Annotated in this window: 28 protein-coding genes; 1 reads left to right on the plus strand and 27 read right to left on the minus strand. The window is 37.2% G+C overall.

Annotated features, from left to right (window positions below):
- Positions 1–118 precede the first annotated feature (118 nt).
- The 17 genes from mfd to metG form a co-directional block, all read right to left on the minus strand.
- Entirely contained in the window at positions 119–3,649 is a 3,531-nt protein-coding gene (gene mfd, locus WKH56_RS33740) for a transcription-repair coupling factor (RefSeq protein ID WP_342837706.1), read from the minus strand.
- Between the two features lie 69 nt (positions 3,650–3,718).
- Positions 3,719–3,949, minus strand: coding sequence for an anti-sigma-F factor Fin (gene fin, locus WKH56_RS33745; RefSeq protein ID WP_013054869.1), 231 nt, complete (start codon positions 3,947–3,949; stop codon positions 3,719–3,721).
- A 59-nt stretch (positions 3,950–4,008) separates the two neighbouring features.
- Complete coding sequence (pth, locus tag WKH56_RS33750) at positions 4,009–4,566, minus strand: aminoacyl-tRNA hydrolase (protein WP_028412641.1); 558 nt, start codon at positions 4,564–4,566, stop codon at positions 4,009–4,011.
- Positions 4,567–4,705: 139 nt separating this feature from the next.
- Positions 4,706–5,335, minus strand: coding sequence for a 50S ribosomal protein L25/general stress protein Ctc (locus WKH56_RS33755; RefSeq protein WP_028412640.1), 630 nt, complete (start codon positions 5,333–5,335; stop codon positions 4,706–4,708).
- 186 nt (positions 5,336–5,521) lie between these two features.
- Positions 5,522–6,475 (minus strand): ribose-phosphate diphosphokinase, encoded by a 954-nt coding sequence (locus tag WKH56_RS33760; protein ID WP_014462059.1) that lies wholly within the window; start codon positions 6,473–6,475, stop codon positions 5,522–5,524.
- A gap of 18 nt (positions 6,476–6,493) precedes the next feature.
- Positions 6,494–7,873 carry a bifunctional UDP-N-acetylglucosamine diphosphorylase/glucosamine-1-phosphate N-acetyltransferase GlmU gene (gene glmU / locus WKH56_RS33765; RefSeq protein WP_014462060.1) on the minus strand — a complete coding sequence of 460 codons (1,380 nt, stop codon included), beginning with the start codon at positions 7,871–7,873 and terminating at the stop codon, positions 6,494–6,496.
- Positions 7,874–8,067: 194 nt separating this feature from the next.
- Positions 8,068–8,358 (minus strand): septation regulator SpoVG, encoded by a 291-nt coding sequence (gene spoVG, locus WKH56_RS33770; RefSeq protein WP_013054864.1) that lies wholly within the window; start codon positions 8,356–8,358, stop codon positions 8,068–8,070.
- Positions 8,359–8,513: 155 nt separating this feature from the next.
- Positions 8,514–8,891: a RidA family protein gene (locus tag WKH56_RS33775; RefSeq protein ID WP_013054863.1), complete on the minus strand. Its 378-nt coding sequence runs from the start codon at positions 8,889–8,891 to the stop codon at positions 8,514–8,516.
- Positions 8,892–8,912: 21 nt separating this feature from the next.
- Positions 8,913–9,734 (minus strand): pur operon repressor, encoded by an 822-nt coding sequence (gene purR / locus WKH56_RS33780; protein WP_013054862.1) that lies wholly within the window; start codon positions 9,732–9,734, stop codon positions 8,913–8,915.
- Between the two features lie 56 nt (positions 9,735–9,790).
- Complete coding sequence (gene ispE, locus WKH56_RS33785; RefSeq protein ID WP_013054861.1) at positions 9,791–10,660, minus strand: 4-(cytidine 5'-diphospho)-2-C-methyl-D-erythritol kinase; 870 nt, start codon at positions 10,658–10,660, stop codon at positions 9,791–9,793.
- A 193-nt stretch (positions 10,661–10,853) separates the two neighbouring features.
- A complete protein-coding gene (locus WKH56_RS33790) occupies positions 10,854–11,024 on the minus strand; it encodes a small, acid-soluble spore protein, alpha/beta type (RefSeq protein WP_016762700.1) in 171 nt (56 codons plus the stop codon).
- Positions 11,025–11,218: 194 nt separating this feature from the next.
- The gene (veg, locus tag WKH56_RS33795; RefSeq protein ID WP_013054859.1) at positions 11,219–11,452 is read right to left on the minus strand and encodes a biofilm formation stimulator Veg; all 234 of its coding nucleotides are present in this window, start codon (positions 11,450–11,452) and stop codon (positions 11,219–11,221) included.
- 273 nt (positions 11,453–11,725) lie between these two features.
- On the minus strand, positions 11,726–12,598 hold the full coding sequence (yabG, locus tag WKH56_RS33800) for a sporulation peptidase YabG (protein ID WP_028412638.1): 873 nt from the start codon (positions 12,596–12,598) through the stop codon (positions 11,726–11,728).
- Between the two features lie 77 nt (positions 12,599–12,675).
- Entirely contained in the window at positions 12,676–13,554 is an 879-nt protein-coding gene (gene rsmA, locus WKH56_RS33805) for a 16S rRNA (adenine(1518)-N(6)/adenine(1519)-N(6))-dimethyltransferase RsmA (RefSeq protein ID WP_048021893.1), read from the minus strand.
- Positions 13,548–14,111 carry a ribonuclease M5 gene (rnmV, locus tag WKH56_RS33810; protein WP_028412636.1) on the minus strand — a complete coding sequence of 188 codons (564 nt, stop codon included), beginning with the start codon at positions 14,109–14,111 and terminating at the stop codon, positions 13,548–13,550. Before rnmV ends, rsmA begins: the two co-directional genes overlap by 7 nt.
- Positions 14,112–14,334: 223 nt before the next feature.
- Positions 14,335–15,105: a TatD family hydrolase gene (locus tag WKH56_RS33815; protein ID WP_028412635.1), complete on the minus strand. Its 771-nt coding sequence runs from the start codon at positions 15,103–15,105 to the stop codon at positions 14,335–14,337.
- Between the two features lie 71 nt (positions 15,106–15,176).
- Positions 15,177–17,159, minus strand: a complete 1,983-nt coding sequence (gene metG, locus WKH56_RS33820; protein WP_028412634.1) for a methionine--tRNA ligase — start codon at positions 17,157–17,159, stop codon at positions 15,177–15,179.
- Between the two features lie 566 nt (positions 17,160–17,725).
- Between metG and WKH56_RS33825 the strand changes: the two genes are divergently transcribed.
- The gene (locus WKH56_RS33825; RefSeq protein WP_170836841.1) at positions 17,726–18,016 is read left to right on the plus strand and encodes an AbrB/MazE/SpoVT family DNA-binding domain-containing protein; all 291 of its coding nucleotides are present in this window, start codon (positions 17,726–17,728) and stop codon (positions 18,014–18,016) included.
- Positions 18,017–18,048: 32 nt separating this feature from the next.
- Here the strand turns inward: WKH56_RS33825 and rsmI are convergent, their stop codons facing one another.
- The 10 genes from rsmI to WKH56_RS33875 all read right to left on the minus strand — a co-directional run bounded on the left by rsmI (position 18,049) and on the right by WKH56_RS33875 (position 25,032).
- Positions 18,049–18,921 carry a 16S rRNA (cytidine(1402)-2'-O)-methyltransferase gene (rsmI, locus tag WKH56_RS33830; protein WP_016762698.1) on the minus strand — a complete coding sequence of 291 codons (873 nt, stop codon included), beginning with the start codon at positions 18,919–18,921 and terminating at the stop codon, positions 18,049–18,051.
- Positions 18,899–19,186, minus strand: a complete 288-nt coding sequence (locus WKH56_RS33835; RefSeq protein WP_013054850.1) for a GIY-YIG nuclease family protein — start codon at positions 19,184–19,186, stop codon at positions 18,899–18,901. Before WKH56_RS33835 ends, rsmI begins: the two co-directional genes overlap by 23 nt.
- Positions 19,173–19,919, minus strand: a complete 747-nt coding sequence (locus WKH56_RS33840; RefSeq protein ID WP_310884146.1) for a tRNA1(Val) (adenine(37)-N6)-methyltransferase — start codon at positions 19,917–19,919, stop codon at positions 19,173–19,175. Before WKH56_RS33840 ends, WKH56_RS33835 begins: the two co-directional genes overlap by 14 nt.
- Positions 19,920–19,997: 78 nt before the next feature.
- The gene (gene yabA, locus WKH56_RS33845) at positions 19,998–20,363 is read right to left on the minus strand and encodes a DNA replication initiation control protein YabA (RefSeq protein ID WP_013054848.1); all 366 of its coding nucleotides are present in this window, start codon (positions 20,361–20,363) and stop codon (positions 19,998–20,000) included.
- A gap of 14 nt (positions 20,364–20,377) precedes the next feature.
- A complete protein-coding gene (locus tag WKH56_RS33850) occupies positions 20,378–21,205 on the minus strand; it encodes a PSP1 domain-containing protein (protein ID WP_013054847.1) in 828 nt (275 codons plus the stop codon).
- A 4-nt stretch (positions 21,206–21,209) separates the two neighbouring features.
- Positions 21,210–22,202: a DNA polymerase III subunit delta' gene (gene holB / locus WKH56_RS33855; protein ID WP_013054846.1), complete on the minus strand. Its 993-nt coding sequence runs from the start codon at positions 22,200–22,202 to the stop codon at positions 21,210–21,212.
- A gap of 33 nt (positions 22,203–22,235) precedes the next feature.
- Positions 22,236–22,565: a cyclic-di-AMP receptor gene (locus WKH56_RS33860; RefSeq protein WP_013054845.1), complete on the minus strand. Its 330-nt coding sequence runs from the start codon at positions 22,563–22,565 to the stop codon at positions 22,236–22,238.
- Between the two features lie 63 nt (positions 22,566–22,628).
- The gene (gene tmk, locus WKH56_RS33865) at positions 22,629–23,255 is read right to left on the minus strand and encodes a dTMP kinase (RefSeq protein ID WP_028412632.1); all 627 of its coding nucleotides are present in this window, start codon (positions 23,253–23,255) and stop codon (positions 22,629–22,631) included.
- Between the two features lie 16 nt (positions 23,256–23,271).
- Complete coding sequence (locus WKH56_RS33870) at positions 23,272–24,696, minus strand: aminotransferase class I/II-fold pyridoxal phosphate-dependent enzyme (RefSeq protein WP_028412631.1); 1,425 nt, start codon at positions 24,694–24,696, stop codon at positions 23,272–23,274.
- Between the two features lie 153 nt (positions 24,697–24,849).
- Positions 24,850–25,032, minus strand: coding sequence for a sigma factor G inhibitor Gin (locus WKH56_RS33875; protein WP_013081329.1), 183 nt, complete (start codon positions 25,030–25,032; stop codon positions 24,850–24,852).
- Between the last annotated feature and the right edge of the window lie 213 nt (positions 25,033–25,245).

Here is a 25,245-nt window from a genome sequence, read left to right on the forward strand (position 1 = left end):
TTTTTTGTTAAAAAGTGTGCTTTTATTAAAAAAATGTCCAAAAAACCGTCAAAACATGGGGATTTGGACATTTTTATTTCGGCTATATAAAAAGAAGGCTCAAAAATGAGCCTTCTTTTTAATTCGTAACTTGTTCTTTTTTAACAGTGGCTACTCCTTTTACTAACTGATACACAATATTGAGCCATTCTTTTTGAGCAAGTCCTTTTACGTTAACCACTAATTTTACTTTCTTGCCTTCCATACCTAAGCTGACCATTCTGCCAAATTGATCACCTAGCATGAATAATTTTTGGCCGTCTATCGTTGAGCTCGCTTCTTCAGAAAGCAGAATAGAAATTTCTTGTTTTGACTGAAGAATAGATTCTACTAAGTTCTGCGTTGCATATACTTTTGTTTCAGCTACTTTAAACAAATACTCAACCTCAGCCGGATACTCCCCAAAACGATCAATCATTTCATCTTGCAATTCTTGAATATCCTCTAGTGCTTCAATTCCTCTAAAGCGCTTATACATCTCAATTTTCAAGCGGCCGTCTGTAATGTACTGATCAGGGATATACGCGTCTAAGTCCAGATTCATTTCCACATTAAATTTCACACTTTCTCCGTCAGACCCGCGTCTTTCTTCTATCGCTTCTTTAAGCATTTGTGAGTAGAGATCGAAACCGACAGAATCGATAAATCCATGCTGCTGAGCACCCAGTAGGTTTCCGGCGCCACGTATTGAAAGATCACGCATAGCAATTTTAAAACCAGAACCTAATTCGGTGAATTCTTTAATAGCTTGCAGACGCTTTTCAGCTACTTCTGTCAGTACTTTGTCTTTATGATACGTAAAGTACGCATATGCCACGCGATTTGAACGACCTACGCGTCCTCTTAATTGATACAGTTGTGATAATCCCATCTTATCAGCATTGTTGACAATGAGCGTATTTACATTTGGAATATCTACTCCTGTTTCGATAATAGTTGTACTCACAATCACGTCATATTCGCCTTCTAAAAAGCTTAAGATAACCGCTTCGAGTTCTGTTTCATTCATTTTTCCGTGGGCATACGTTACCCTAGCATCAGGCACGAGCATCGAAATTTCTTCTGCTTTTCGTTCAATATCTTCTACGCGATTATATAAAAAGTAAACTTGGCCATCACGCGCTAACTCACGCTCAATCGCTTCACGAACTAGAACCGGATTATACTCCACTACATATGTTTGAACCGGAAAACGATTTTCAGGCGGCGTTTCAATAACAGACAAATCCCTTACGCCCAACATAGACATATGTAATGTTCGTGGAATAGGTGTTGCTGTAAGTGTAAGGACATCAACGTTTGCTTTCATTTGCTTGATTTTTTCCTTGTGCGTTACACCAAAACGTTGCTCTTCATCGATAACTAACAACCCTAAATCCTTATAAATCACATCTTTAGATAGTAAACGATGTGTACCAATCACTACATCTACGGTCCCGTTTTTTAGCCCTTTAATTGTTTCCTGCTGCTGTTTACGGCTGCGAAAGCGGCTCAATAGCCCAATATTAATTGGGTAGTCTTGAAAACGCTCACGGATGGTTTCATAATGCTGCTGAGCTAAAATAGTGGTTGGTACTAAAATAGCCACTTGTTTTCCATCTGTCACAGCTTTAAACGCAGCACGAATGGCTACTTCTGTTTTTCCGTATCCAACGTCTCCACAAAGCAGACGATCCATTGGTCTTTCATGTTCCATATCCTTTTTAATTTCTTGTACAGAACGAAGCTGATCTTCGGTTTCTTGATAAGGGAAAGCTGTTTCAAATTCTCTCTGTAAATCGCCATCCGGGGAAAATGCATAACCTTTACTTGCTTCGCGCTCTGCATACAGTTTAATTAAGTCATCAGCGATGTCTTGAACAGAAGACTCAACTTTTCGTTTCACTTTCTTCCAGTCATTTCCGCCAAGTTTATATACTTTCGGCTCTTTCCCTTCAGAGCCTACATATTTTTGTACTTGATCAATCTGTTCAACAGGAACATACAGCTTGTCAGAGCCTTCATATTTGATATGGATATAATCTTTATGATTACCGTTAATCTCTAACGTTTCCATTCCTAAATAACGGCCAATACCGTGGTTCACGTGAACGACATAGTCACCTACGTTTAACTCTGAATAGCTTTTAATACGCTCTGCATTGGAAAGCTTTTGACGACGCTTTGATTTCTTGATCCGCTTTTTAAACAATTCTTCCTCGGTTAAAACTGCTAATTTTTGCATCGGCAGTTCAAAGCCCATTTGTAAATCGCCTTCAATAATTTGAACAAGACCTGGCACAAGCTGACCATTTCCATCTAAAATAGATGAATCAATATCATAATCTGCTAGCACACCTTCGAGTTTTTTCACGCGCTCTTTATCTGCTCCTAAGAGGACTACCGTATAATTAGCATTTTTCCAACGTTCAATTTCACTTTTTAATAAGTTCATTTGCCCGTAAAACTGCTGCATCTGCTTACATGAAATATTAATAATATTTTGCGGACTCGTATACGATACGTGCTTCAAAAATAACGATAAGTATAAAAACTGATGTTTTGCTCGCTGAATAAGAGATGGGAGCTTATGAGATAATTGAACATCTCGAACAATTTGCCCCTGTCCTAATAATTCTGTTATCCATTCAGCTTCCTCTGTTTCAAGCTGATCAGACGTCTCTTGAATTCGAGTTGTTTCATCAAAGATAACAAGGCCACCTTCTGGTAAATAATCTAGTAAACTAGCAGGCGATTCGTAAAAGAATGATAAATACTTGAACATATTTTCAAGAAGTTGACCTTGACGCAGCTGTTCAATTTCACCTTTAATATTTTCTGTTAAGGTAGCTTTTAGCGCTGCGTTTTTCACTTGCTGCAGCGTCGAAGCCAGCTGTGCTTCTAGTTCTTCAATTCCTTGGGCCACTTCATTTTGGTTCACAAGGATTTCCGTAGCAGGGCCGATTGAAATTTCTTTTAACTGTTCTTGAGAGCGTTGATCCTCAATTGTAAAAGTACGAATGGAATCGATCTCGGTATCAAATAGTTCAATTCGGACAGGTAGCTCTTCTGTTAACGGATAAATATCAATGATTCCTCCGCGCACACTAAACTCACCCGGAGCTGAAACCATCGATGCCCGCTCATAACCCAACTCAACTAACCTTTTTAAATAATGATCAACGTCGATGTCAATTCCCATTTGAAACGGCAGCTGCGTTTGCTCCCATCTTGCTTTAGGAGGCAGCAGCTTTCGAATTCCTGCAAGCGGGGTTACAACTACTCCACCTGTATGTTGACTCCAATAATTGAGTACTTCAATTCGCTGAGCCTTTAATTCTGGACTTGCAATCCCCACTTCTGTAGCAACTAAATCGTTAACAGGGTATAAGAAAACGTCTTTTTCCGGTAAAAGGTGCAAAAGGTCTTCATACACTTTTTGGGCTTGATATAAATTATGAGTCACTACTAATAAGGGGTATTTTTTATCCTCATTTAAGAGTGCCATTAATACAGATCGAGCTGAACCGGAAATTCCCGTTACTAACTGTTCTTTCAAACCTTCTTCTAAACTGCTGACAACAGCTCCAATTTCTTTATTTTCTTCAAATTGCTGTCTAATCCCTCGCAAAGGAATTCCCTCCTCCCATGATATGTCTAAACTAAACAGAAAAACGCTTTGGTTTGAGACCAAAGCTTTTTATTGTATAAATGTTTCGTACTGATGATAGTCTGGATTTCGTTCTAGCGCTTCTTGACAGTCTTCACAAATAATTTTAACCACGATGTCTCCACTATTATGGTAGTGAATAAAGTCTTTTCGTTCATCTGCGGTCAGGTGATTAAAACCGAGTGCTTCTGTATTGTGAGCTGTCTTTTCTATCATACCGACTTTTGCGCCACAATGTCTACAGAAATAATGAATAGACATACAAATCCTCCCAAATCTTTTAGTGTTAGTATGGACGATTGAGAGAAATTTTATTCTGCTTAATTATAGCGATTCATTACTTCTAAGAACGTTTGACCTAAAAAGTCTTCACTCGCGTGCACAGACGTTTTCATCGCTTCTTCCATATGAACCATTTCATCTTCTGTAAAGCGCCCTAGTACATAGTCAACTACTTTCATACCGTTTTTCGGACGATCAATCCCAATACGAATTCGGTTAAACTCTTGGGTTTTTAAATGCTGAATAATTGATTTTATTCCGTTATGGCCGCCTGGACTTCCTTTTGTACGCAATCTTACTTTTCCGCACGGTAAATCTAAGTCATCGTAAATAACAAGCAAGTCTTCGACGTCTATATCAAAATAGTCCATTAACGGGCGAATACTTTCTCCTGATAAATTCATATATGTTAGAGGCTTTAATAATATGACTTTTTCTCCTCTTATTATACCTGTTCCATATATTCCGTTAAACTTTGTTTTATCTAATGAAATCATAAACTGTTCGGCAATTTTATCAATTGCCATAAATCCTATGTTATGACGAGTACGGTCATATTCTTTTCCAGGATTCCCTAAACCAACGATTAATTTCAAAATAGATACTCCTTTCCACTCTATGTAAGTTGTACATAATAGGTAAATGTCTTTAATGTTTTACATTACTATATAGTATCACTTTTATTATAATCAATTCACACAAAAAGACGTAACCTTTTGGTTACGTCTTTTTATATTATTCTTCGCTATCTTTTTCTTTTGTTGCTTCAACGTCGCCTTCAGCATCCTGAACTTCGCCGCTATCCGGCTCTTCTTCCTGTTGAGGAGGTAGTACAGAAGCAACTGTATCTTCTGCATCATGCGTAATTTCTAGCTTTTTATCTACCTTAATATCCCCTACTGTAATTGTATCGTTAATTCCCAAATCTGATACATCTACATCAATAGATGATGGGATATCTTGCGGCAAGCCTTTTAATGAAATTTCATATAGAGACTGCTGTAATACGCCGCCTTCTTTTGTTCCTTTTGCTTCTCCTACTAGAGATAAAGAAACTTCAGTATCAATTTCTTTCTTCATGTCGACCACTTGGAAATCGGCGTGGACAATTTCGTTTTTTAATGGATCGGTTTGAATATCATGTAACATTACGGAATATTTTTGCTTGTCCACTTGTAATGTTAACACTCCATTGCGTCCTGCTTCACGAATAGTCTTAATAAAATCAGCACTGTTTAAGTAAATAGGCGTGGATTCTGTTTTATTTCCGTAAACAACCGCTGGGAAGTTTCCTTCGTCGCGAATTTTTCTATTTGTAGAATTTTTGAAATCCGTTCTTTTATTTGCTTGAATTGAAATACTCATTTTATTCACCTTCCAGTATGTTTTCTACTTAAAATGTACCCTTTTTAGAAGGCTGCTAAACATAAAACTCGTTTCAATCAGCAATATATCTTTGCTCATCCCGTTCAAATCCCTTTAAAACCAAGGATTAGCCCATTTAATTTTTTTCAAAAAAACCTCTTTCCAAATGGAAAGAGGTTCTGTTTATCAATCAAATAACGTACTAACTGATTGCTCTTCGTGAACACGAATAATCGCTTCACCAATTAACGGAGCTACTGAAAGTTCTGTTACTTTACCAATTTTCTTATCTTCTGTTAAAGCAATAGAGTTTGTTACAGCTAGCTCTTTGATTGTAGAGTTTTGAATACGCTCAATCGCAGGGCCTGAAAGAACTGGGTGTGTACAACAAGCATATACTTCTTTTGCACCTGCTTCAATTAATGCACTTGCACCAATTGTAATTGTACCAGCTGTATCAATCATGTCATCAATCAAGATTGCTGTTTTCCCTTCCACTTGTCCAACAATGTTCATAACTTCTGCTACGTTTGGACGTGGGCGACGTTTGTCAATGATAGCGATCGGCGCTTTTAGACGTTCCGCTAAACGGCGAGCACGCGTTACGCCACCGTGGTCCGGAGATACAACAACAACGTCATCAAGGTTTTTACTCTTGAAGTATTCACCTAAAATTGGAACACCTACTAAATGGTCAATTGGAATATCGAAGAAACCTTGAATTTGAGGAGCATGTAAATCTAATGTGATAATACGAGTAGCTCCCGCTTTTTCAATGATATTTGCTGCTAATTTGGCAGTGATTGGTTCACGTGCACGAGCTTTACGATCCTGACGAGCATAGCCATAGTAAGGCATAACGATGTTAATTGTTTTAGCTGATGCACGTTTTAATGCATCAATCATAATTAATAATTCCATTAAGTGTTCGTTAACTGGAGCACTTGTTGATTGAATGATAAATACATCACAACCACGGATACTTTCTTCAATGTTAATTTGAATTTCACCGTCACTGAAACGATCAACCGAACATTTACCTAATTCCACACCAATTACTTTTGCGATCTCTTCAGCTAAAGCCTTGTTTGAATTTAGCGTAAATAACTTTAAATTTTCATCAGCATATACATTTGACATTTTATTGTGAAACCTCCGTCAGGATTTTTTATTAATATCAAGCTTTTCAGCATAGTTTTCTTTATTTACTTGTTTCGCACGAGCAATTGATAATGCTTTTCCTGGCACATCATCCGTTACGGTTGAACCAGCTGCAACATAGGCGCCTTCACCAATTGTTACAGGTGCAATTAAGTTTGAGTTACATCCTACGAATGCCCCATCTTCAATCTTTGTTAAAAATTTATTTTTCCCATCGTAGTTAACTGTAATAGATCCGCACCCTAAGTTTACACCTTTTCCGACCTCTGCGTCTCCAATATAACTTAAATGAGAAGCTTTGCTACCTTTGCCAAAAGATGCTTTTTTAATTTCTACAAAGTTTCCTACGCGCACTTCATCTCCAATTAATGATTGAGGACGAATATGTGCAAATGGGCCAATTGTGACTTCGTGACCAATTTCACTATCGTGAGCAACAGAATGGCGAATAGAAGTATTATTACCTATTTTGCAGTCTTTAATTTCACTGTTAGGTCCTACTTCACAGTTCTCTCCAATTACAACTGTTCCTTGAATAACCGTACCAGGATAAATAACCGTATCTCTGCCAATGACAGCATCTGCTGAAATGTACGTGTTAGAAGGATCCACAATCGTCACTCCATTTAACATATGCTGCTTGTTGATACGCTTTTTCATTGTTTCTTCTGCTTGAGACAGAGCAAATCGATCATTAACGCCCAATGTTTCAGCAAAATCGGATGTTTGATATGCAGAAATAATTTGACCTTCATTTTTTAGAATTTCGATAACATCAGGTAAATAGTACTCTCCCTGTACATTATCATTTGAAACTTTTGAAAGTGTCTCAAATAATTTCTCATTATCAAAACAGTACGTACCAGTATTAATTTCCTGTACAAGACGCTCTTGTTCTGTGGCATCTTTATGCTCAACAATCTTTTCAACAGAGCCTTGTTCATTTCGAATGATGCGTCCATATCCTGTTGGATCTTCTGCATGAGCCGTTAAAATAGTTGCCATTGCATTTGTTGCTTCATGATGCTTTAATAAAGATTCAATTGTTTCAGCTGTAATAAGCGGAGTATCTCCACATACAACAATTGTCGTACCTTTTTCATGTGCAAGTAAAGATTCTGCTTGCATTACTGCATGAGCTGTTCCTAACTGCTCTTCTTGTAAAGCAAATAAGCTTTTATCTCCAACATGTGATTTCACTTTTTCGGCACCGTGACCTACAACTGTAATTAAATTTGTTAAATCTAAGCGTGATAACTGATCAATTACGTGTTGCACCATCGGTTTGCCACACACAGGGTGTAACACTTTATATAAAGATGACTTCATACGTGTACCCTGACCAGCTGCCAATATGACTGCATATCTTTTTGACATAACAGGCCTCCAATTTTACCTTTTTATCCATTAAGAATATTATATCAAAAATGACAGCATTTCAAGGAATCATTTATAAGTCATGAATTTTATTTTTTGGTAATGCTAAAGTTTTACAAAGGTGTGAAATTATATAAGCGGTAATCAAAAAGAAAAGAGCCTACTTTTCAGTAGACTCTTAATGTATCATATGTTTACGAAGCACCCGCTTCTTCGAATTCAACTTCTACCTCACCTAAACGATGATATTCTGCTAAAACAGCATCTTGAATCTTTCCGCGAGTATTTGAATTGATTGGATGTGCAATATCACGGAACTCACCATCCGGTGTACGTTTACTTGGCATGGCTACAAATAAGCCATTATTACCATCAATCACACGAATATCATGAACAACAAATTCACCATCTAATGTGATTGAAGCAATCGCTCTCATACGTCCTTCAGTGTTCACGCGGCGTAATCTTACGTCAGTTACTTCCATCTTGTTCACCACCTTTTTCTATGCGAAGCTTTACATACTTAATTCCACAGAATTTTGTGTTTTCCTGCTATTCAGAAAAAATTTTTAGAAAATTTTCGCAAAAAAAGTGAACAATTGGAAGTTACTTGCTTTTTGTTAGAAATTTGTTAATTTAATTACCCTTTAACAAGCGCAATAACTTCAATTTCAACAAGTACATCTTTAGGTAGTCTCGCTACTTCTACACATGAACGTGCCGGCTTATGGTCGCCGAAGTAGTCACCATAGACTTCATTTAATGCTGCGAAGTCGTTCATATCTTTAATGAACACGGTTGCCTTTACAACTGTATTTAGAGAAGCTCCTGCTTCTTCAAGAACTGCTTTTAGATTTTCAAATACTTGAGTAGCTTGTACTTGAACATCGCCTTCGACCAACGTACCATCTGGACGAAGTGGAATTTGACCTGAACTGTAAAACAAGTTATTCACAACAATTCCCTGTGAATATGGACCAATAGCTTGCGGTGCATTTTTTGTTTGAACCTGTAACATATGTTCCTCTCCCTTACTTGATCAAATATATTTTAAGTAATTGCCTTCCTGTACACGAATTTGTTTATCTTTAATATTTACATCTGTTAATTGTACAAGAGACACATACTCATCCACTAAACGTTCTTCAATATCTTCTGATTCTACTAAAACTCCAATACCAGCAACAGTTGCATCAAACTCTTCAAGCAAACTAACCATTCCATTTACCGTACCGCCGGCTTTCATGAAGTCATCAATGATGAGTACATTTGACCCCACCGCTAAACTTCTCTTAGCTAACAGCATCGTTTGAATGCGCTTAGATGAACCTGACACGTAGTTAATACTAACGGTCGATCCTTCAGTTACTTTACTGTCTCTGCGCACAATAACAACGGGCACGTCTAAATACTGAGCAACCGCATACGCAATAGGAATACCTTTTGTTGCTACAGTCATCACCACATCGATTTTGCGGTTAGCAAAAAGCGATGCATACAAGCGACCGATTTTATTCACAACGCGGGGGTTCCCTAAAATATCAGTTAAATATAAATATCCACCTGGCAATAAACGCTCAGGTTTTTCAATCAACCCACATAATTCTTGAACAAGCTGACCGGCTTCTTCATTCGTCATCTTTGGAATGAATTTAACTCCGCCGGCAGCCCCTGGTAGCGTAACCAAAGTTCCGATACCCTGCTGTTCAAAAGTTTGTTTAATAATCGCCATATCTTCGCTAATAGATGATTTTGCGGAATCATATTTATCTGCAAAATACGTAAGAGGGATAAGGCGCTGAGGGTTTTGAATGAAATAGTTGGTCATATCAATTAATCGTCCACTACGTCGAAACTTCATAACATCCTCCTGAAAATCCGAATATTGTAATGTAAATATAACATTAACATACGGATTTATTCAAGCGTTATTCGTTCACCTAGTAACCTAACTGCATAAACTTTATCACAAAAGCCACGTAATCCATTATAAATGCGATGCATACGTGAATCATGCTGTACAAGTCCAAATACAGTTGGCCCACTGCCACTCATGAGTACAGCATCGGCGCCAAAACGCTTTATTTGTTCTTTAATGAGAGCTACTTCCGGATGCATTTTCAGCGTTACTGCTTCCAATACATTTCCGACAAGGCTACACATTTGATCATAATTTCCTGATTGTATGGCGTGAACCATCTCATCTACTTTAGGATGATCCATTTCCTCAATTTTTAAGTTTCGATATACATCTGCTGTAGAAACACCTATTTCAGGCTTAGCCAAAATCACCCAGCAGCTTGGAGGTGCCTCAATATGCTCTACAATCTCTCCGCGCCCTGTAGCAAGAGCTGTCCCTCCGTACACGCAAAAAGATACGTCAGAGCCAATCTCAGCCCCTATTTCTGCAAGTGTGTCTAATGATAACCCTAATTCCCATAACGTATTTAAACCGCGTAATGTAGCAGCCGCGTCACTGCTGCCTCCAGCTAATCCAGCAGCTACTGGAATATGTTTATCAATTAATATATTTACACCTTTTGAAATGTTATAACGTCGCTTCAAAATCTGCGCTGCCTGATAAGCGAGATTTCGCTGGTCATCTGGAACAAAGCGATTATGAGAATAAATAACAATTCGTCCATCTTCACGATCAGAAAGTTCAATTCTGTCCGCTAAATCAATTGTTGTCATAATCATCTTAACTTCATGGTAACCATCTGGGCGTTTATGTAACACATCAAGTGACAAATTTATTTTAGCCGGTGCTTTCACCATTAATTTCAACTTACTTCACCTACTTCATCTTATCGAGTTTAACGCTATTTTATCATAAAATGAACAAGATATAGCTGTTCATTTAAACATCTTTGTTTAATCCTCTGTTTTATCTTTCATTTTGGGACAAAAAAACCGAAGCGGTTATACACTTCGGTTTTCCTCATTTCACTTTAAATAATCGCATAAGCATTGATTTTCACTATTGCCTTAGCTGCTGCTGTGCAAGCTCCACTGCTCGCTTCACCATATTGCCTGCGTCTTTTGCCCGAATAGCGCCCCAACCTTCTGCTTGTACAGTATCGTAAAAACCAAGTTCTTTAGCCAGTTCTTCTTTCAGCTTCGATGACATAATCCCTCTACGCCTTGACATTGCACATGGCTCCTTTACGTATAAAATGAAATTTCAACCTGAACCTCCTCGCTCTTTATACATGAAAATGCGAGGACGATATGTATAGTATGTATAAAAAATAATGTATATATAATTTGAAAAAAAGACCAATAAAAAAGCAGTAAACCAATGTCCACTGCTCATCACCACTTACTATATTGCCTATGTCATTCTTAGAAAAATTTTAGTTGCACTGTTTCCGTTAACACATCTGCGTAACTATACGAAACGCGCTCCAAAGAGTTTTCCTCTTGATCTAATTCAACGATAAAAACAGATGGGTACGTTTCTGTTAATACACCTGAACGTTCTACTGTTTTTCTACGACCACCGTTTGCTTTTAAAGTTAATCGTTGGCCTAGGTGCAAATCCAGCGCTTGCTTAATATCAGACAAAGTTTTCGCCATATTGGTCCACCTCACTATGTATAGTGTAACACATGTTAGAAAAATAGTCAAAAACATAAAATTATAACAATCTATCTCTAATTGTGTCAATAAATAATTTTCAACATGAATCTACATTTCGCTGTTAGTATGCTCGTTTTTTAACGAAATATGTATATCTTTAGCAAATATTGAAAATGATTTTGTGAAATTCAGCGTATACTTTGGCTTCATACAAAAAAACAACTGGTTGCACATCATGCGTGTACATGCTGTAACCAGTTGTTTTTTTTTCTACTCATCGCTTTCATAAGGCATGCCCGTGCGAAGCAGCCCTTTTGTTTCTACTCCTCCTAAACCTTTAGCACCCGTTAATGTATTACGTAAGACGTCCCATACATTAATACGATCCGTGAAAGGAGTAAAACTTAGTTTTGCTACTACATACACGGGGTCAAGCGCATGAATATTTACACGCGAAGGTGAACTAGCAAAGTTTGCTCCAGCTTGAATCAATAATTCAAAATGCGATTGACAGGCACCTGCAAAAATCACCAGCTGATCTAAATTACCAACTCTTTTTCTTGCTTCTTGGACTGTTCGAATATAGTGTTTGGAATGTCTATAAGCAAGAAGATCATCCTTATTTCCTTTTCCTTTGGAATAAGCATCATGCCCTGTCAGCACCAGAATATCAGGCCTTACATCCTCAATTAACTTTCCAACTTTCTCCGGCATCTCTGACTCTACGCAATGAACACCATAAACAGGAACACCAATTTTTTCGTAAACCAACAAACATTTACGTAAATAATTAGGGTCTCCGTCTACGTGCAGGACCTTTCCAGGAATTTGAAACAAGCGATGTGAATGGCTGTATCCATTAGTCATGCTATATTCAGTTTTCTCTCGAACGAGCCGATAATCCTGTTGAATAAGCTCCAAGGATCTTTCTAAAAGTTCTTCTTCTTGTTTTTTTCTTTGATCCTGTTCTTTAGCATCCACAACCTCTAAATCTGTACAAGGAGCGTCGGCAATCAACCGAACGTCTTCTCCTATTAAAGTCGCATATTTCCCCGCTTCGCTGTCATTAATAGCTATAACACGAAAAAGCAAATCTCTTTGATAAGAAGGTCGTGTAACTATATCACCAATTTTGATGTTCATATGCTTCACTCCGTCTTTGCTACTTCAAAAATAAATTCTCTTCATAGCCTATGACTTCATGATAAAAATGTGATGATTTAGCGAAATGATTTTAAAAGTTGGTCACTTAACGATCCGAATTCTTGAATAGATAACGTTTCGCCTCTTCGTTTCGGATCAATTTCAGCAGTTGCAAGTGCTTGCTCAATGTCCGCTTTTTTCTGTTTCCCATTTGGCAAGTTGTTCACTAGATTGTTTAAAATGGTTTTTCGGCGCTGTCCAAAACTTGCTCGTACAACTTGGAAGAAGAATGCTTCATCTTGTACTTCTACCGCTGGCTTCGGTCTTCTCAGCAGCCGAATAACAGCTGAATCTACATTAGGCTGCGGATTAAATACTGTTTTAGGCACAATCATAACCGTCTCAGCCTCTGTATAGTATTGAATCGCAATAGAAAGTGAACCGTACTCCTTTGTTCCCGGTTTAGCTGCTATACGGTCGGCAACTTCTTTTTGAAGCATAACAACGATTCCCCGTACCGGAATTTGCTCTTCTAATAATTTCATCAAAATGGGTGTCGTCACGTAATACGGTAAATTCGCAACGACCATTAAATCTTCTATGTTTTCGAATTCTTGTTCGAGCGTCTCTTTTAAATCTGCTTTTAACACATCTTGATGAATAACTTTTGCATTTGGGTAAGGAGAAAGAGTGTCGGCTAAAATCGGAAGCAGACGCTGGTCGATTTCAAATGCCAGTACTTTTTTTGCGCGCTTTGCTAGCTGTTCAGTTAACGCTCCGATACCGGGTCCAATTTCAATTGCTCCCGTTTCTTCTGTTATTTCTGCATGATCAACAATGCGATGTAAAATGTTCGTATCAATTAAAAAATTTTGTCCCAAACTCTTTTTAAATGTAAAACCGTATTTCTTTAAAATTTCCTTGGTTCGATTAGGCGTTGCAATATCTTTTAACACGATTCCTTTTCCTCCTTATTTATCTGCTCAACAGCTTTGATAAACTCCTCTTTTGAAATTTGGAACATCTGTAATCGTTTATGAAGCTGCTTTCCATTGGCATAGCCTATTTTTAATAACTTTCCTATTCTTTCACGTCGAGACTTGGCTTTACTATCTCCTACCAAACGAGCTACGATTAAATCCTCTTGAGAAATCTCCATATCTGCTTCTACCCACTCTTGCTTTACATCTTTTAGTGCTTTTTGAATAGACGCAATAGAAGCATGTTCAACTCCAATACCTTTTCCGTTTTTAGGGCGAGCCTCTTCTTTATCTAAAAATGCATGTTTACATCCTGGAACACGTTCTGAAACAATATTTCGAATTCGCTGTCCTGGATAATCTGGATCTGTAAAAATAATTACGCCTCTTGTTTTTTGAGCTAATTTTACTTTTTCAATGGTTTCTTCATTTACAGCTGATCCATTTGTCTCGATAGTATCCGCATCCACTGCACGTTTAATCGCTACGGTATCGTCCCGACCTTCTACTACAATAATTTCTTTAATCTTCATTTCTTCCTCCAAAACATTCAGTTTTGTTCATTTGCTTTTCAGTAAAAATGAAATGCTCGTTACTCACATCATTTTTCTTCTATGAAATCAACGTTTTATCTTATTATCAACTAAATTAAAAAGCATCTATCTGTTATTTTAACTGAAAAAGGCAGAGGATAACATTCTCCTCTGCGCCTATCTTTACTTTAACACGAAAATGATTGTTATATGAGAAAAAGTTTTAATCATTAATGCCAAATAGCTTTTTAGCGTTAGCTGTTGTAATATCAGCCAACTCTTCATACGTTATGCCTTTTAACTCTGCAATTTGCTCCGCTACGTATGACACATAACCAGGTTCATTGCGCTTGCCGCGGAATGGATGAGGAGTTAGATAAGGACAGTCTGTTTCAATTAATAGTTTATCTAAAGGAAGTTCTGCAGCAACTTCTTTTGGTTTTTTTGCATTTTTAAAAGTAACAGGTCCACCAAAAGAAATATACATATTCATATCCATACACTGCTTTGCTACTTCAATACTGCCCGTGAAGCAATGCATAATCCCGCCTACTTCCTCTACGTGCTCTTCTTTTAAAATGGTTACCACGTCTTCTGTTGCATCACGATTATGAATAATGATAGGTAAATTCACTTTGCGCGCTAAGCGAATTTGACGGCGAAATACGTCCTTTTGAACCTCTTTAGGTGATTTATCCCAATGATAGTCTAATCCCATCTCTCCTAAAGCCACAACTTTCGGATGCTGAGCTAACTCTTCAATCCAAGCTAAATGCTCATCCGTCATATCAATTGCATCTACTGGATGCCAGCCTACACTAGCATAGATAAAGTCGTACGTTTCAGCTATTTGAATAGCTTTTTTAATGGTAGGTTCATCAAATCCAACAACCACCATGTTTTGAACACCTTTTTCTAACGCGCGATTAATTACTTCTTGCAAATCGTCTTCATACTGTTCTGCGTTTAAATGAACATGTGTATCAAATAACATCTAATCGATCCTTTCCATGAATAAAAGGGGGTCCTCGCATGTTACACGTGAAACACCCCTTTTACCTATACTTATTTTATCTTCGTGCCGTTTGCTAAGTTTTGATCTACGCTTGCTAGTGAAAGACCATTCTCATCTTCACCGGCTAAAATCATTCCTTGTGATAGTTCGCCGCGCAATTTTACAGGTTTTAAGTTGGTTACACAAATTACTTTGCGACCTACTAATTCTTCAGGCTTATAAAACTTGGCAATACCTGATACAACTTGGCGTTTTTCATAGCCAAGATCAAGCTGCAGCTTTAATAGTTTATCTGCCTTCTTAACTGGTTCTACTTGCGTAACTTGCGCTACACGAAGCTCTACTTTCATGAAATCATCAATCGTAATCTCTTCAGAAGGCTCTTCCTTCACAACAGGTTTTTCTTCCTTCGGAGCACTTCCTTGCATCTGCTCTTTAATAAACGCTACCTCTTCTTCTCGATCTAGACGAGGGAACATTGGCTCACCTTTTTCTACTTTTGTGCCTTCTTTAAGCATATTAAAGCGCGTCGTGCTTTCCCACGTTTTTAACACATCTTCTTTTACACCGATCTGAGCAAAAATTTTCTCAGGTGTACGTGTTAAGAATGGCTGTAGTAATACCGCAATGTGACGAATTGATTCAGCTAGATGTGTCATAACGGAAGCAAGTTCTGCACGCTTATTCTCATCTTTTGCTAACGCCCAAGGCTGCGTTTCATCAATGTATTTATTCGTGCGGCTTACATATTGCCAGATAGAAGCAAGAGCCACTGAAAATTCCATATCCTCCATCGCTTCTTCATATTTATTCACTGTATCTTTTTGAGCTTGTACGATAAGTGCATCAAACTCTGTTACATTTCCTTCATAAGTCGGAATAACACCATCAAAATACTTATTAATCATCGCCACTGTACGGTTAACTAGGTTGCCAAGATCATTTGCTAAGTCAAAGTTAATACGTTCAACAAACGCTTCTGGTGTGAATACACCGTCTGAACCGAATGGAACTTCACGAAGCAAGTAGTAACGAAGGGCATCTAACCCATAGCGGTCAATCAATGTCACTGGGTCTACTACATTCCCTTTTGACTTCGACATCTTTCCATCTTTCATTAATAACCAGCCGTGAGCAAATACTTTCTTAGGAAGTGGCAAATCAAGTGCCATCAACATGATTGGCCAATAAATGGTATGGAAACGTACGATTTCTTTTCCTACTAAATGTACGTTAGCCGGCCAGTATTTTCGATAGTTTTCATCATTCTCAGTATCATACCCAAGAGAGGTGATATAGTTAGAAAGCGCATCAATCCATACGTAAATAACGTGTTTTGGGTTACCTGGAACTTTTACCCCCCAATCAAACGTCGTACGAGAAACAGCTAAGTCTTCAAGACCCGGCTTAATAAAATTATTGATCATTTCGTTTTTACGAGACTCCGGTTGAATAAATGAAGGGTTCTCTTCATAAAAAGCTAGTAAACGATCTACGTATTTCCCCATTTTAAAGAAATAGGACTCTTCTCGAACGAGCTCTACAGGGTGTCCGCTATCCGGGCTTTTCCCACCTACAACTTTTCCATTTTCAACGATTGGATCTACTAGTTGATGCTCTGTATAGTACGTCTCATCGGGAACTGAATACCAACCTTCATACTCATCAAGATAAATATCACCTTGTTCTAAAAGGCGCGCGAAAATCTTTTCCACGATTTCTTTATGTCTTGGTTCTGTTGTACGGATAAAATCGTCATACGAAATATCCATCTTATCCCACAGCTCTTTGATTCCAGAGACAATATCATCTACGTATTGCTGAGGTGTCACGTTTTTCTCTTCTGCTTTTCGCTGAATTTTTTGACCATGTTCATCCGTACCTGTTAAATAACGTACGTCAAACCCTCTCAAACGTTTATAACGAGCCATTGCATCTCCCGCTACCGTCGTGTATGCGTGCCCTATATGTAATTTACCACTCGGATAATAAATCGGCGTAGTAATGTAAAATGTATTATTTCCATCTGCCATGTTCATAACCTCCAACATTCCATTTCAACATTTTGATTTATATGGATGTAATCATATAAACCCTGTCTTCTTATTCTACTATCTATCATACTATTTTACATGATAATTTCAAAACATTCTCTTCCTATATACACGGGAATATGACGGATTCACTTCATTTTTAAATAATCGTTATTTTCCCAAAAAATAATCCTGTTAATTGTATCAGCTTCGCCCTATTTTTATAAAAAATATACCCCCATTCAAAAAGTCACTTTGATAAAAACGACAAATAGGTCTAATTTTGTCGTTTTATGTCGAATTATATTTACCCTATCTTCAAAATAGTTAATATCAAGCTATTTAGGCGATTAATCTTTTTTCCAATGAAACCCCTTGTCATTCCTTGACTGACGGTCACAATTAGCTTCTAAACGAGTCGGGGAAAAAATTTTTTCCCAGCTACATTTTTTTACATATAAAATGATTGACTAGTTTTGGAAACGCTGGTATTATGAAAGTACGTTGAAATTGTCGAATAATGACGAAAGTAATAACATAGAAAAATGATCATTGAGAGGAGAACGATTAACATGAAATCTACAGGTATTGTTCGTAAAGTTGATGAATTAGGACGCGTAGTAATTCCAATTGAATTACGTCGTACATTAGGAATTGCAGAGAAAGATGCTCTAGAAATCTATGTAGATGAAGAGCGCATCATCTTAAAAAAATATAAACCAAACATGACTTGCCAAGTAACAGGTGAAGTATCTGATGATAACATTCAACTTGCTAGCGGCAAATTAATTCTAAGCCGTGAAGGTGCAGAACAAATCATGAAAGAACTTCAAGATTCTTTACAAGCTTCTAAATAAAACGAAAAGCTGTCTATGATAGACAGCTTTTTTTAATGTACGTGATATTCACTATAAATGTCTCGTTTTGATACATCTCGGTCTTTTGCCACTTGCTTAATCGCTTCTTTGTTTGAAAGTCCTTCTTCTACATAGTGATCAACGTGCTCGATAATGGTGAGCTGTTCCCACCATAGATTACTTTCATCTGGCGCTTCTTCATTTGTCCCTTCAAGAATTAAGCAGAATTCCCCTCTAATATCTGTGGCATTTGTCCATTCAATTGCTTCTAATACGCTTCCTCTTAAAAATTCTTCATAGCGTTTGGTTAACTCTCTACATAACACAATAGATCGGTTCCCTAAAATTTCTTCTATACTCTTTAGCGTTTCTTTTAACCGATGAGGGGCTTCATAAAATATCATGCTTTCTTTAATATACTGAAGCTCTTGAAGCTGTTCTTTACGCTGTTTTTTATTTCTGTTTAAAAATCCATAGAAATAAAACTGCCCTGTAGGTAGACCAGAAGCAATTAAAGCCGTTAATGCTGCGTTAGGCCCCGGCAGCGGAACAACCGTATATCCTTCTTTAACGGCAGCTACCACTAACTCATAACCAGGATCTGAAATACAGGGCATACCCGCGTCGCTTACTAAAGCAATATTTTTTTCACTGTCCAAGTCGCTTAACAGCTGTTCACTTTTTGTATGTTTATTATGTTCATGATAACTTGTAATAGGCGTATCGATTTCAAAGTGGTTACATAGTTTTTTCGTTTGTCTCGTATCTTCTGCGGCAATATAATCAACTTCTTTTAAAATTCGAATCGCACGAAATGTCATATCCTCTAAGTTTCCAATAGGCGTGGGAACTAAATATAAAACGCCTCGTTCATTCGATACATCATAACTTTTTTGTGATTTCATTCTGCTTTTCTTGCTCCCTTCGAATGTAAGCCTGTTTTTGCACTCTGCTTAACTGTTTGAACCAATACTCTTTTTGCATAGCTTCTGTTTTAGAAGTAAACACCTCATGCCAAATTAATGAAACAGGCCTTCTTGCTCTCGTATATTTTGCCCCTTTCCCTTCATTATGGACAGAAATACGTTTTTGCAAATTATTCGTGTAACCAGCGTAATACGTACAGTCCTTGCATTCAACTACATAAAAATAATGATTATTCTGTTCCATATAAAATCCTTTTTAATTCGTCCGTGTATTCATCATTATCTTGGTAGACCACCAGCGGAGGAAGAATCTTTAAATCTGGACTTCCATCCTTCGTACCTTCAATTAAAAGTGTATTTGCTTCTTTCCCATCTTTAGGATAGACAAACTGAAGTCTCTTTGGCTCTAAACGGTATTGCCTCATTAACGTAACGATATCTAATAGTCTCCCTGGACGGTGAACCAATGCTACTTTTCCGCCTTGCTTAACTAGTTGACTACTGGCTCTAATCACATCTTCCAACGAACAATGAATTTCGTGGCGAGCGATTGCAAAGTGTTCGTTTTCATTTATTTCTTCTTTATTGGATGTGGTGAAATAAGGAGGATTACATGTTACAACATCATATTTTCCATAACCCAGTTCTTGAGGTGCATTTTTTAAATCACCATGTATCATTTTAATCTGCCCCTCCAGCTGATTATACGCAATACTTCTTTGTGCCATACTATGTAGCCGCTCTTGAATTTCTACACCAATGATTTTTCCCTTTGTTCGTTTAGATAAAAACAGTGGGATTACACCGTTTCCTGAACATAAATCAACCAAGTTGCCTTTACGAATTGGGACATAAGCAAAGTGAGATAAAAGCACAGCATCCAATGAAAAGGAAAAGACAGATGGACTTTGAATAATGCGCATTTCCTCATCGGCTAATAGATAATCTAAACGTTCATCTCCATATAACTCAACCATAATCGTTCTTCTCCTTGTACATCTATTATTTACATCTTTTACTCATAAAAAGAACCTCTCCAAAAGGGAGAGGTGTTGTTACTTTTTATTTAAAAATGACAAGCAAAACAAACAGTCTCCATCTTTACGCACACTTCCATAATGAATGTTACAAATATGAAAACCCTCTTGGTAAAGGCGAGCCAAATTGTCATATCCTTCTCCGATATCAATTTGTTTTTGCTCTTTTGTTTGAGCGCTTGCTTTTGAATGTCTATTTTTCAGCTTCGTTTCGAAGTTTGTCTGGTCAAGGCGACGGCGCAAATGATCATTTTCTATTTGCAGATGATGATTTTCTTCAATTAGCTCAGCAAGATGCTCTTTCAACTCACCTAACTGCTTATATAAATGACCAATTTGTTCCTCCATGTTTGTCACCGAATCAAAAATCTCTTTTTTATCCACCTTTGCCCACCTCGTTAATCTGTGGCTTGAAACGAAACAGCACCTTCATTATTGATCTCATCCAGAGTATACTCTAAAATTTGTTCGTGATCTGACAGTTCCACTTGAATAATTCTTTCCAAAATATTCAAACCTACTACACGTCCTGAACCATCTGAAGTTTTAATTGTTGAGCCTATATCAGGAAGCTGTTCTTTTGCCGTTTCATACTCATCATTTTCATATTTTAAACAACACATCAAACGTCCGCATAAACCAGAAATTTTCGTTGGATTAAGCGATAGGTTTTGGTCTTTGGCCATCTTAATAGAAACCGGCTCAAAATCACCTAAAAACGTTGAGCAACATAGCATACGTCCACAAGGACCTATCCCACCCAACAGTTTTGCCTCGTCTCGTACACCAATTTGACGAAGCTCAATTCGCGTACGGAAAATAGCAGCTAAATCTTTAACTAGCTCTCTAAAATCAATACGGCCGTCTGCTGTAAAATAAAAAATGACTTTATTACGATCAAACGTATATTCTACATCTACTAACTTCATATCTAAATCGTGTGATTGAATTTTTTGCACGCATACGTCATACGCTTCTCTAGCAGCTTGTTTATTTTCATCCACAATCAGCCTGTCTTTTTGTTCAGCAATGCGGATTACTTTTTTCAAAGGAAGCACGACATCATGTTCACTTACTTGCTTTTTGTTAATAACCACTCTGCCAAATTCAACACCACGAACTGTTTCTACAATAACAAACTCACCATCTGGAATTGTAAGTTCTCCAGGGTCAAAATAATATATTTTTCCCGCTTTTTTAAAGCGAACGCCTACTACATCATACAAGCTTTTATCCCTCCTGCAAATCCAACACCAGCTGTTCCATTAATAACTGTAGATTCATATTTGAATTTAATTTATTTTTGGCCTTCAAGATAACCTCTAAGCGATAAATCGCTTTTTCCTGCGTTGTCTGAAGAGCTTGCTGTTTTAATTCTTCTATTTTATGACGATAGACGATTTTAGACTCTTGTCCAACTTGCAGCGTCAACAAATCACGGTAAAGAAGCATCAATAAAGTTAAACCAATATGAGCTTGTTCTTTTTCTTTAAAATGTGTTACCCACTTTTCATGAATAAAAAGCAGAGCTTGTTGAGGTCTCGTTGTTAACACTTCATATAATTGTATCACTAACTTTATTGCAAGTCCAAACCATTCATCTTTACTTAATTCAATTGCTTCATCAATGCTGTTTGTTAAATTAGACAAGATGGACGCATCTACTGCGGAAAGGCCATTTTCTACTAGTTTTTCAGCTAACTGTTCTGGTGTAAGAGATCGAAATGATATTACTTGGCAACGTGAGATAATCGTATCTAATAAGCGCTGTATATTTTCTGTTAATAAAATTGCATAAGTTCCGTTGCCAGGCTCTTCTAAAAATTTCAGTAAACTATTTGCTGCGCTTACTGTCATTTTATCAACATGATTCACAATATATAACTTTTTATTAGATTCAACACCGGTTTTTGTGAATTCTGATTGCAAGAATTGAATTTGCTCTTTTTTAATCGATAAACCAGCTGGCTCAATCAAGTGAATATCTGGATGATTACCTGAATCAATTCGCCGGCAGTTACTGCACTCATGGCATGGCCTATGATTAACTGGATTTTGGCAAAACAGTGCTTTAGCAAACAAAAAACTAATTTGTTTTTTACCTGTTCCTTTGCTTCCTTCAAATAAATAAGCATGAGCAACTCGCTCTTTAAGTAAGCTGTTTTGCAAAATCTTTAATACGTTCGGCTGAAGAGCTTCAAGCTGTTCCCATGTATTTCCCATTCAATCATCACTTTCTATTTAAAATCTTCTCTCTTAAAATTGATGAAATTGATCTACTGGTAGTACGAATACTGTAGCTCCGCCCACTTCAACTTCAACAGGATACGGAATGTATGAATCTGCATTACCACCCATCGGTGCCACAGGAGAAATCATCTGTCTGCGGTTTTCACATTGGCCCTTAATAATATCAAGTACTTCATCTACTTTATGATCATCTGTACCAATCATAATTGTTGTATTCCCTGATTTTAAAAATCCGCCCGTACTTGATAATTTGGTTGAACGAAATCCTCTTTCTACAAGTGCATTTAAAAGCTTTGAGCTATCTGAATCTTGAATAACGGCCATTACTAATTTCATGAATAACACCTCATTTTACTTTATTGTTAAGAATAGTATAGCAAGAATAACAATCATCTGTATTTATTTTAAAATCAATTGTATCTGTTTATAAGCTTCTTCACAGACCTTTTCAATGGATTGATTTGCATCAATTCGGCGAATACGCTCTGGAAATTGACTCAAAAGAGATAGATATCCATCTCGTACTTTGTAATGAAAGTCTAAGGATTCTAAATCTAATCGATTAATCTCATCTTTTCGACCTTTATTAATTCTTTCTAATCCTACCTCAGGCTCAATATCAAAATATAAAGTGGCCTGTGGCATCGTTTGCTCAATAGCAAATTGATTGATAGCAAAAATATCTTCTACACCTATCCCCCGCGCATTTCCTTGATAAGCAAGTGAGCTATCAATAAAACGGTCACATAATACTATATTCCCTTTATTTAGCTCAGGAATCACTTTTTCTACAAGATGTTGTCTCCTAGCCGCAGCGTAAAGAAGTGCTTCTGTTCTGGCATCCATTTCCGTGTTAGATGGATTTAAGATGATTTCACGAATTTGTTCAGCAATTCGTATGCCTCCAGGCTCTCTTGTTAATACAATGTTATAGCCATCTTGTATTAATTTTTGTTGAACCATATGGATGATGGTCGTCTTACCAGCACCCTCTGGCCCTTCGAATGTAATAAACGTTCCTGACATGTATAAATTCCTTTCTCTATTTAAATACTTCTATCTTTCCTTCTTCCATACAAGAGCCGCCTTGAATATGACCATTTAACCTTTGAATATGCAAAATATAGTCAATATGATTGCTCGTAATCGTTTCTCCCTCCATTAAAATAGGAATTCCAGGAGGATATGGAATAATAGATTGTGCGCTTACACACCCAATCGCTTCTTCAAACGAACACATATGCTTTGTCCTTAATTTTCTTTCTTCCATAGACAGGAGAACCGTTGCCCTTGAAAAACGAAATGGTTTGATTAGTGGTTTTTCATACGACTTACGCTGTATATTTGCTACTGCTTGTCTAACCCGCTTAATTGTATCATTAAAGTCCCAACTGCTGCTTAACGGTAGAACAAACAATACATAGTTAACGTCAGCTAGTTCTGTATAAATATCTTGTTTTTCCAGTTCCTTTTGCAAATCATATCCTGTTGCCGCCGAACAAGTCAATGTCATTTTCAAAAGGTCGGTAGCAGTTTGATCTGTTTCCACATTAATAGTTGAAAGTGTATCAATCTTATTAATCTTTTCAACAAACGAATGAATATTGTCAGTCATTCTATCGATATCATGCTGTGTAAACTGCTGCAGATAATACCGTGCCAAATCGAGAGAAGCCATAATAGGGTATGAAGGACTGCTTGACTGAAGTACTTGTAGGTAATGGCGCACCGCTTGCTTATTCACTAATGTTCCCTGCATATGTAAATAAGAACCCATTGTCATAGCTGGTAGCGTTTTATGTGCTGACTGAACGACAAGGTCAGCTCCATACGTAACAGCTGACGACGGAAAAGGATTGCCTAAAATAAAATGGGCTCCATGAGCTTCATCAATAACTATAGGAATATTGTAGCTATGAATAAAGTCAATGGTCTCCTTTAAATCTCGTGCTACCCCGTAGTAAGTAGGATTTGTTAATACAAATGCTTTTATATCCTCAGAACGCTCTAAAGCCGCTTTAATTGTTTTAATGGATACACCTGTACTAAGATGTGTTTTTGAATCTATTTCAGGAGCTAAAAAAATAGGTGATGCCTTTGATAAAGTAATAGCATTAAAAATAGATTTATGAGAATCTCTTTGAACAGCAATTTTATCTCCTTCTTGACAAAGAGATAAAATTGCTGAGAGGTTGCCTACAGTAGAACCATTAACTAAAAAAAAGCTTTCATCTACTCCATACAACTTTGCCGTTAACTCTTGTGCTTCTTTAATAACAGATTCTGCTTCATGTAAATCATCTAATCCGCTAATTTCCGTTAGATCGTATTGCAAAAAATCTGCGTAAGAAGACTGAATATGTGAAGGTAGAATTTGACCATTTTTATGGCCGGGCACGTGGTAAGAGAGTGACCTCTTTTCGCTATGCCTTACTAAACGGTTATATAAAGGTAAATATGTATCCATACATCCATTCCTTACTTTTTGTAAATATAACATTGTTAACTTGATAAAAGAATATGTAAGCATTTTTCCTATCAAAATTCATTTTTCTTTCATTATAACAAACTTAGATGATTTTTTTGAGCCATATAAAGAAGCCCTTATAAAAAAGGGCTTTTAGTAAGAAAACGCTCCTGATATTCTCTTTAATTGATTTACTAACAATTGATAACGAAAATGAGATGAATCCACCTCTACAATCTCTACCTCGCAGTGTTGGCATATAAAGCTGGAAAACACTTCAATACCCTTTGTATGCTGTTCATGACAAACGGAACATGTTTTAATTTGTTTTTCCATTACTCTCCACCTCCACTAAATAAGTATCGACAAGATGTAACTTCTTTATGCAGTTCATTTACCCCATTTTATGTAGATAGCTTATACTTTGTGAATAATAAAAAAAGACTAGCTAAAATAGCTAGTCTTTTTTCAAGTGCCTGGCAACGTCCTACTCTCACAGGGACAAAGTCCCAACTACCATTGGCGCTAAAGAGCTTAACTTCCGTGTTC

This window comes from Priestia sp. SB1, assembly GCF_038898415.1.

Bases quoted from the DNA above. Each gene is read 5' to 3' on its own strand.
- veg (WP_013054859.1), bottom strand. From the start codon at position 11,452: ATGGCGAAAACTTTGTCTGATATTAAGCAAGCGCTGGATTTGCACCTA.
- WKH56_RS33840 (WP_310884146.1), bottom strand. From the start codon at position 19,919: ATGGTTGAGTTATATGGAGATGAACGTTTAGATTATCTATTAGCCGAT.
- WKH56_RS33875 (WP_013081329.1), bottom strand. From the start codon at position 25,032: ATGGAAAAACAAATTAAAACATGTTCCGTTTGTCATGAACAGCATACA.
- WKH56_RS33815 (WP_028412635.1), bottom strand. From the start codon at position 15,105: ATGTTATTTGATACACATGTTCATTTAAACGCAGAACAGTATGAAGAC.
- rsmI (WP_016762698.1), bottom strand. From the start codon at position 18,921: ATGAAATCACAAAAAAGTTATGATGTATCGAATGAACGAGGCGTTTTA.
- holB (WP_013054846.1), bottom strand. From the start codon at position 22,202: ATGGGAAATACATGGGAACAGCTTGAAGCTCTTCAGCCGAACGTATTA.
- WKH56_RS33775 (WP_013054863.1), bottom strand. From the start codon at position 8,891: ATGTTACAGGTTCAAACAAAAAATGCACCGCAAGCTATTGGTCCATAT.
- WKH56_RS33835 (WP_013054850.1), bottom strand. From the start codon at position 19,186: ATGGAACAGAATAATCATTATTTTTATGTAGTTGAATGCAAGGACTGT.
- WKH56_RS33760 (WP_014462059.1), bottom strand. From the start codon at position 6,475: ATGTCAAATGTATATGCTGATGAAAATTTAAAGTTATTTACGCTAAAT.
- metG (WP_028412634.1), bottom strand. From the start codon at position 17,159: ATGGCAGATGGAAATAATACATTTTACATTACTACGCCGATTTATTAT.
- glmU (WP_014462060.1), bottom strand. From the start codon at position 7,873: ATGTCAAAAAGATATGCAGTCATATTGGCAGCTGGTCAGGGTACACGT.
- spoVG (WP_013054864.1), bottom strand. From the start codon at position 8,358: ATGGAAGTAACTGACGTAAGATTACGCCGCGTGAACACTGAAGGACGT.
- fin (WP_013054869.1), bottom strand. From the start codon at position 3,949: ATGTCTATTCATTATTTCTGTAGACATTGTGGCGCAAAAGTCGGTATG.
- purR (WP_013054862.1), bottom strand. From the start codon at position 9,734: ATGAAGTTTCGACGTAGTGGACGATTAATTGATATGACCAACTATTTC.
- WKH56_RS33870 (WP_028412631.1), bottom strand. From the start codon at position 24,696: ATGGATACATATTTACCTTTATATAACCGTTTAGTAAGGCATAGCGAA.
- tmk (WP_028412632.1), bottom strand. From the start codon at position 23,255: ATGTCAGGAACGTTTATTACATTCGAAGGGCCAGAGGGTGCTGGTAAG.
- WKH56_RS33790 (WP_016762700.1), bottom strand. From the start codon at position 11,024: ATGTCAAGGCGTAGAGGGATTATGTCATCGAAGCTGAAAGAAGAACTG.
- yabG (WP_028412638.1), bottom strand. From the start codon at position 12,598: ATGAACATCAAAATTGGTGATATAGTTACACGACCTTCTTATCAAAGA.
- WKH56_RS33755 (WP_028412640.1), bottom strand. From the start codon at position 5,335: ATGAGTATTTCAATTCAAGCAAATAAAAGAACGGATTTCAAAAATTCT.
- WKH56_RS33860 (WP_013054845.1), bottom strand. From the start codon at position 22,565: ATGAAATTAGTAATGGCCGTTATTCAAGATTCAGATAGCTCAAAGCTT.
- rnmV (WP_028412636.1), bottom strand. From the start codon at position 14,111: ATGAAGATTAAAGAAATTATTGTAGTAGAAGGTCGGGACGATACCGTA.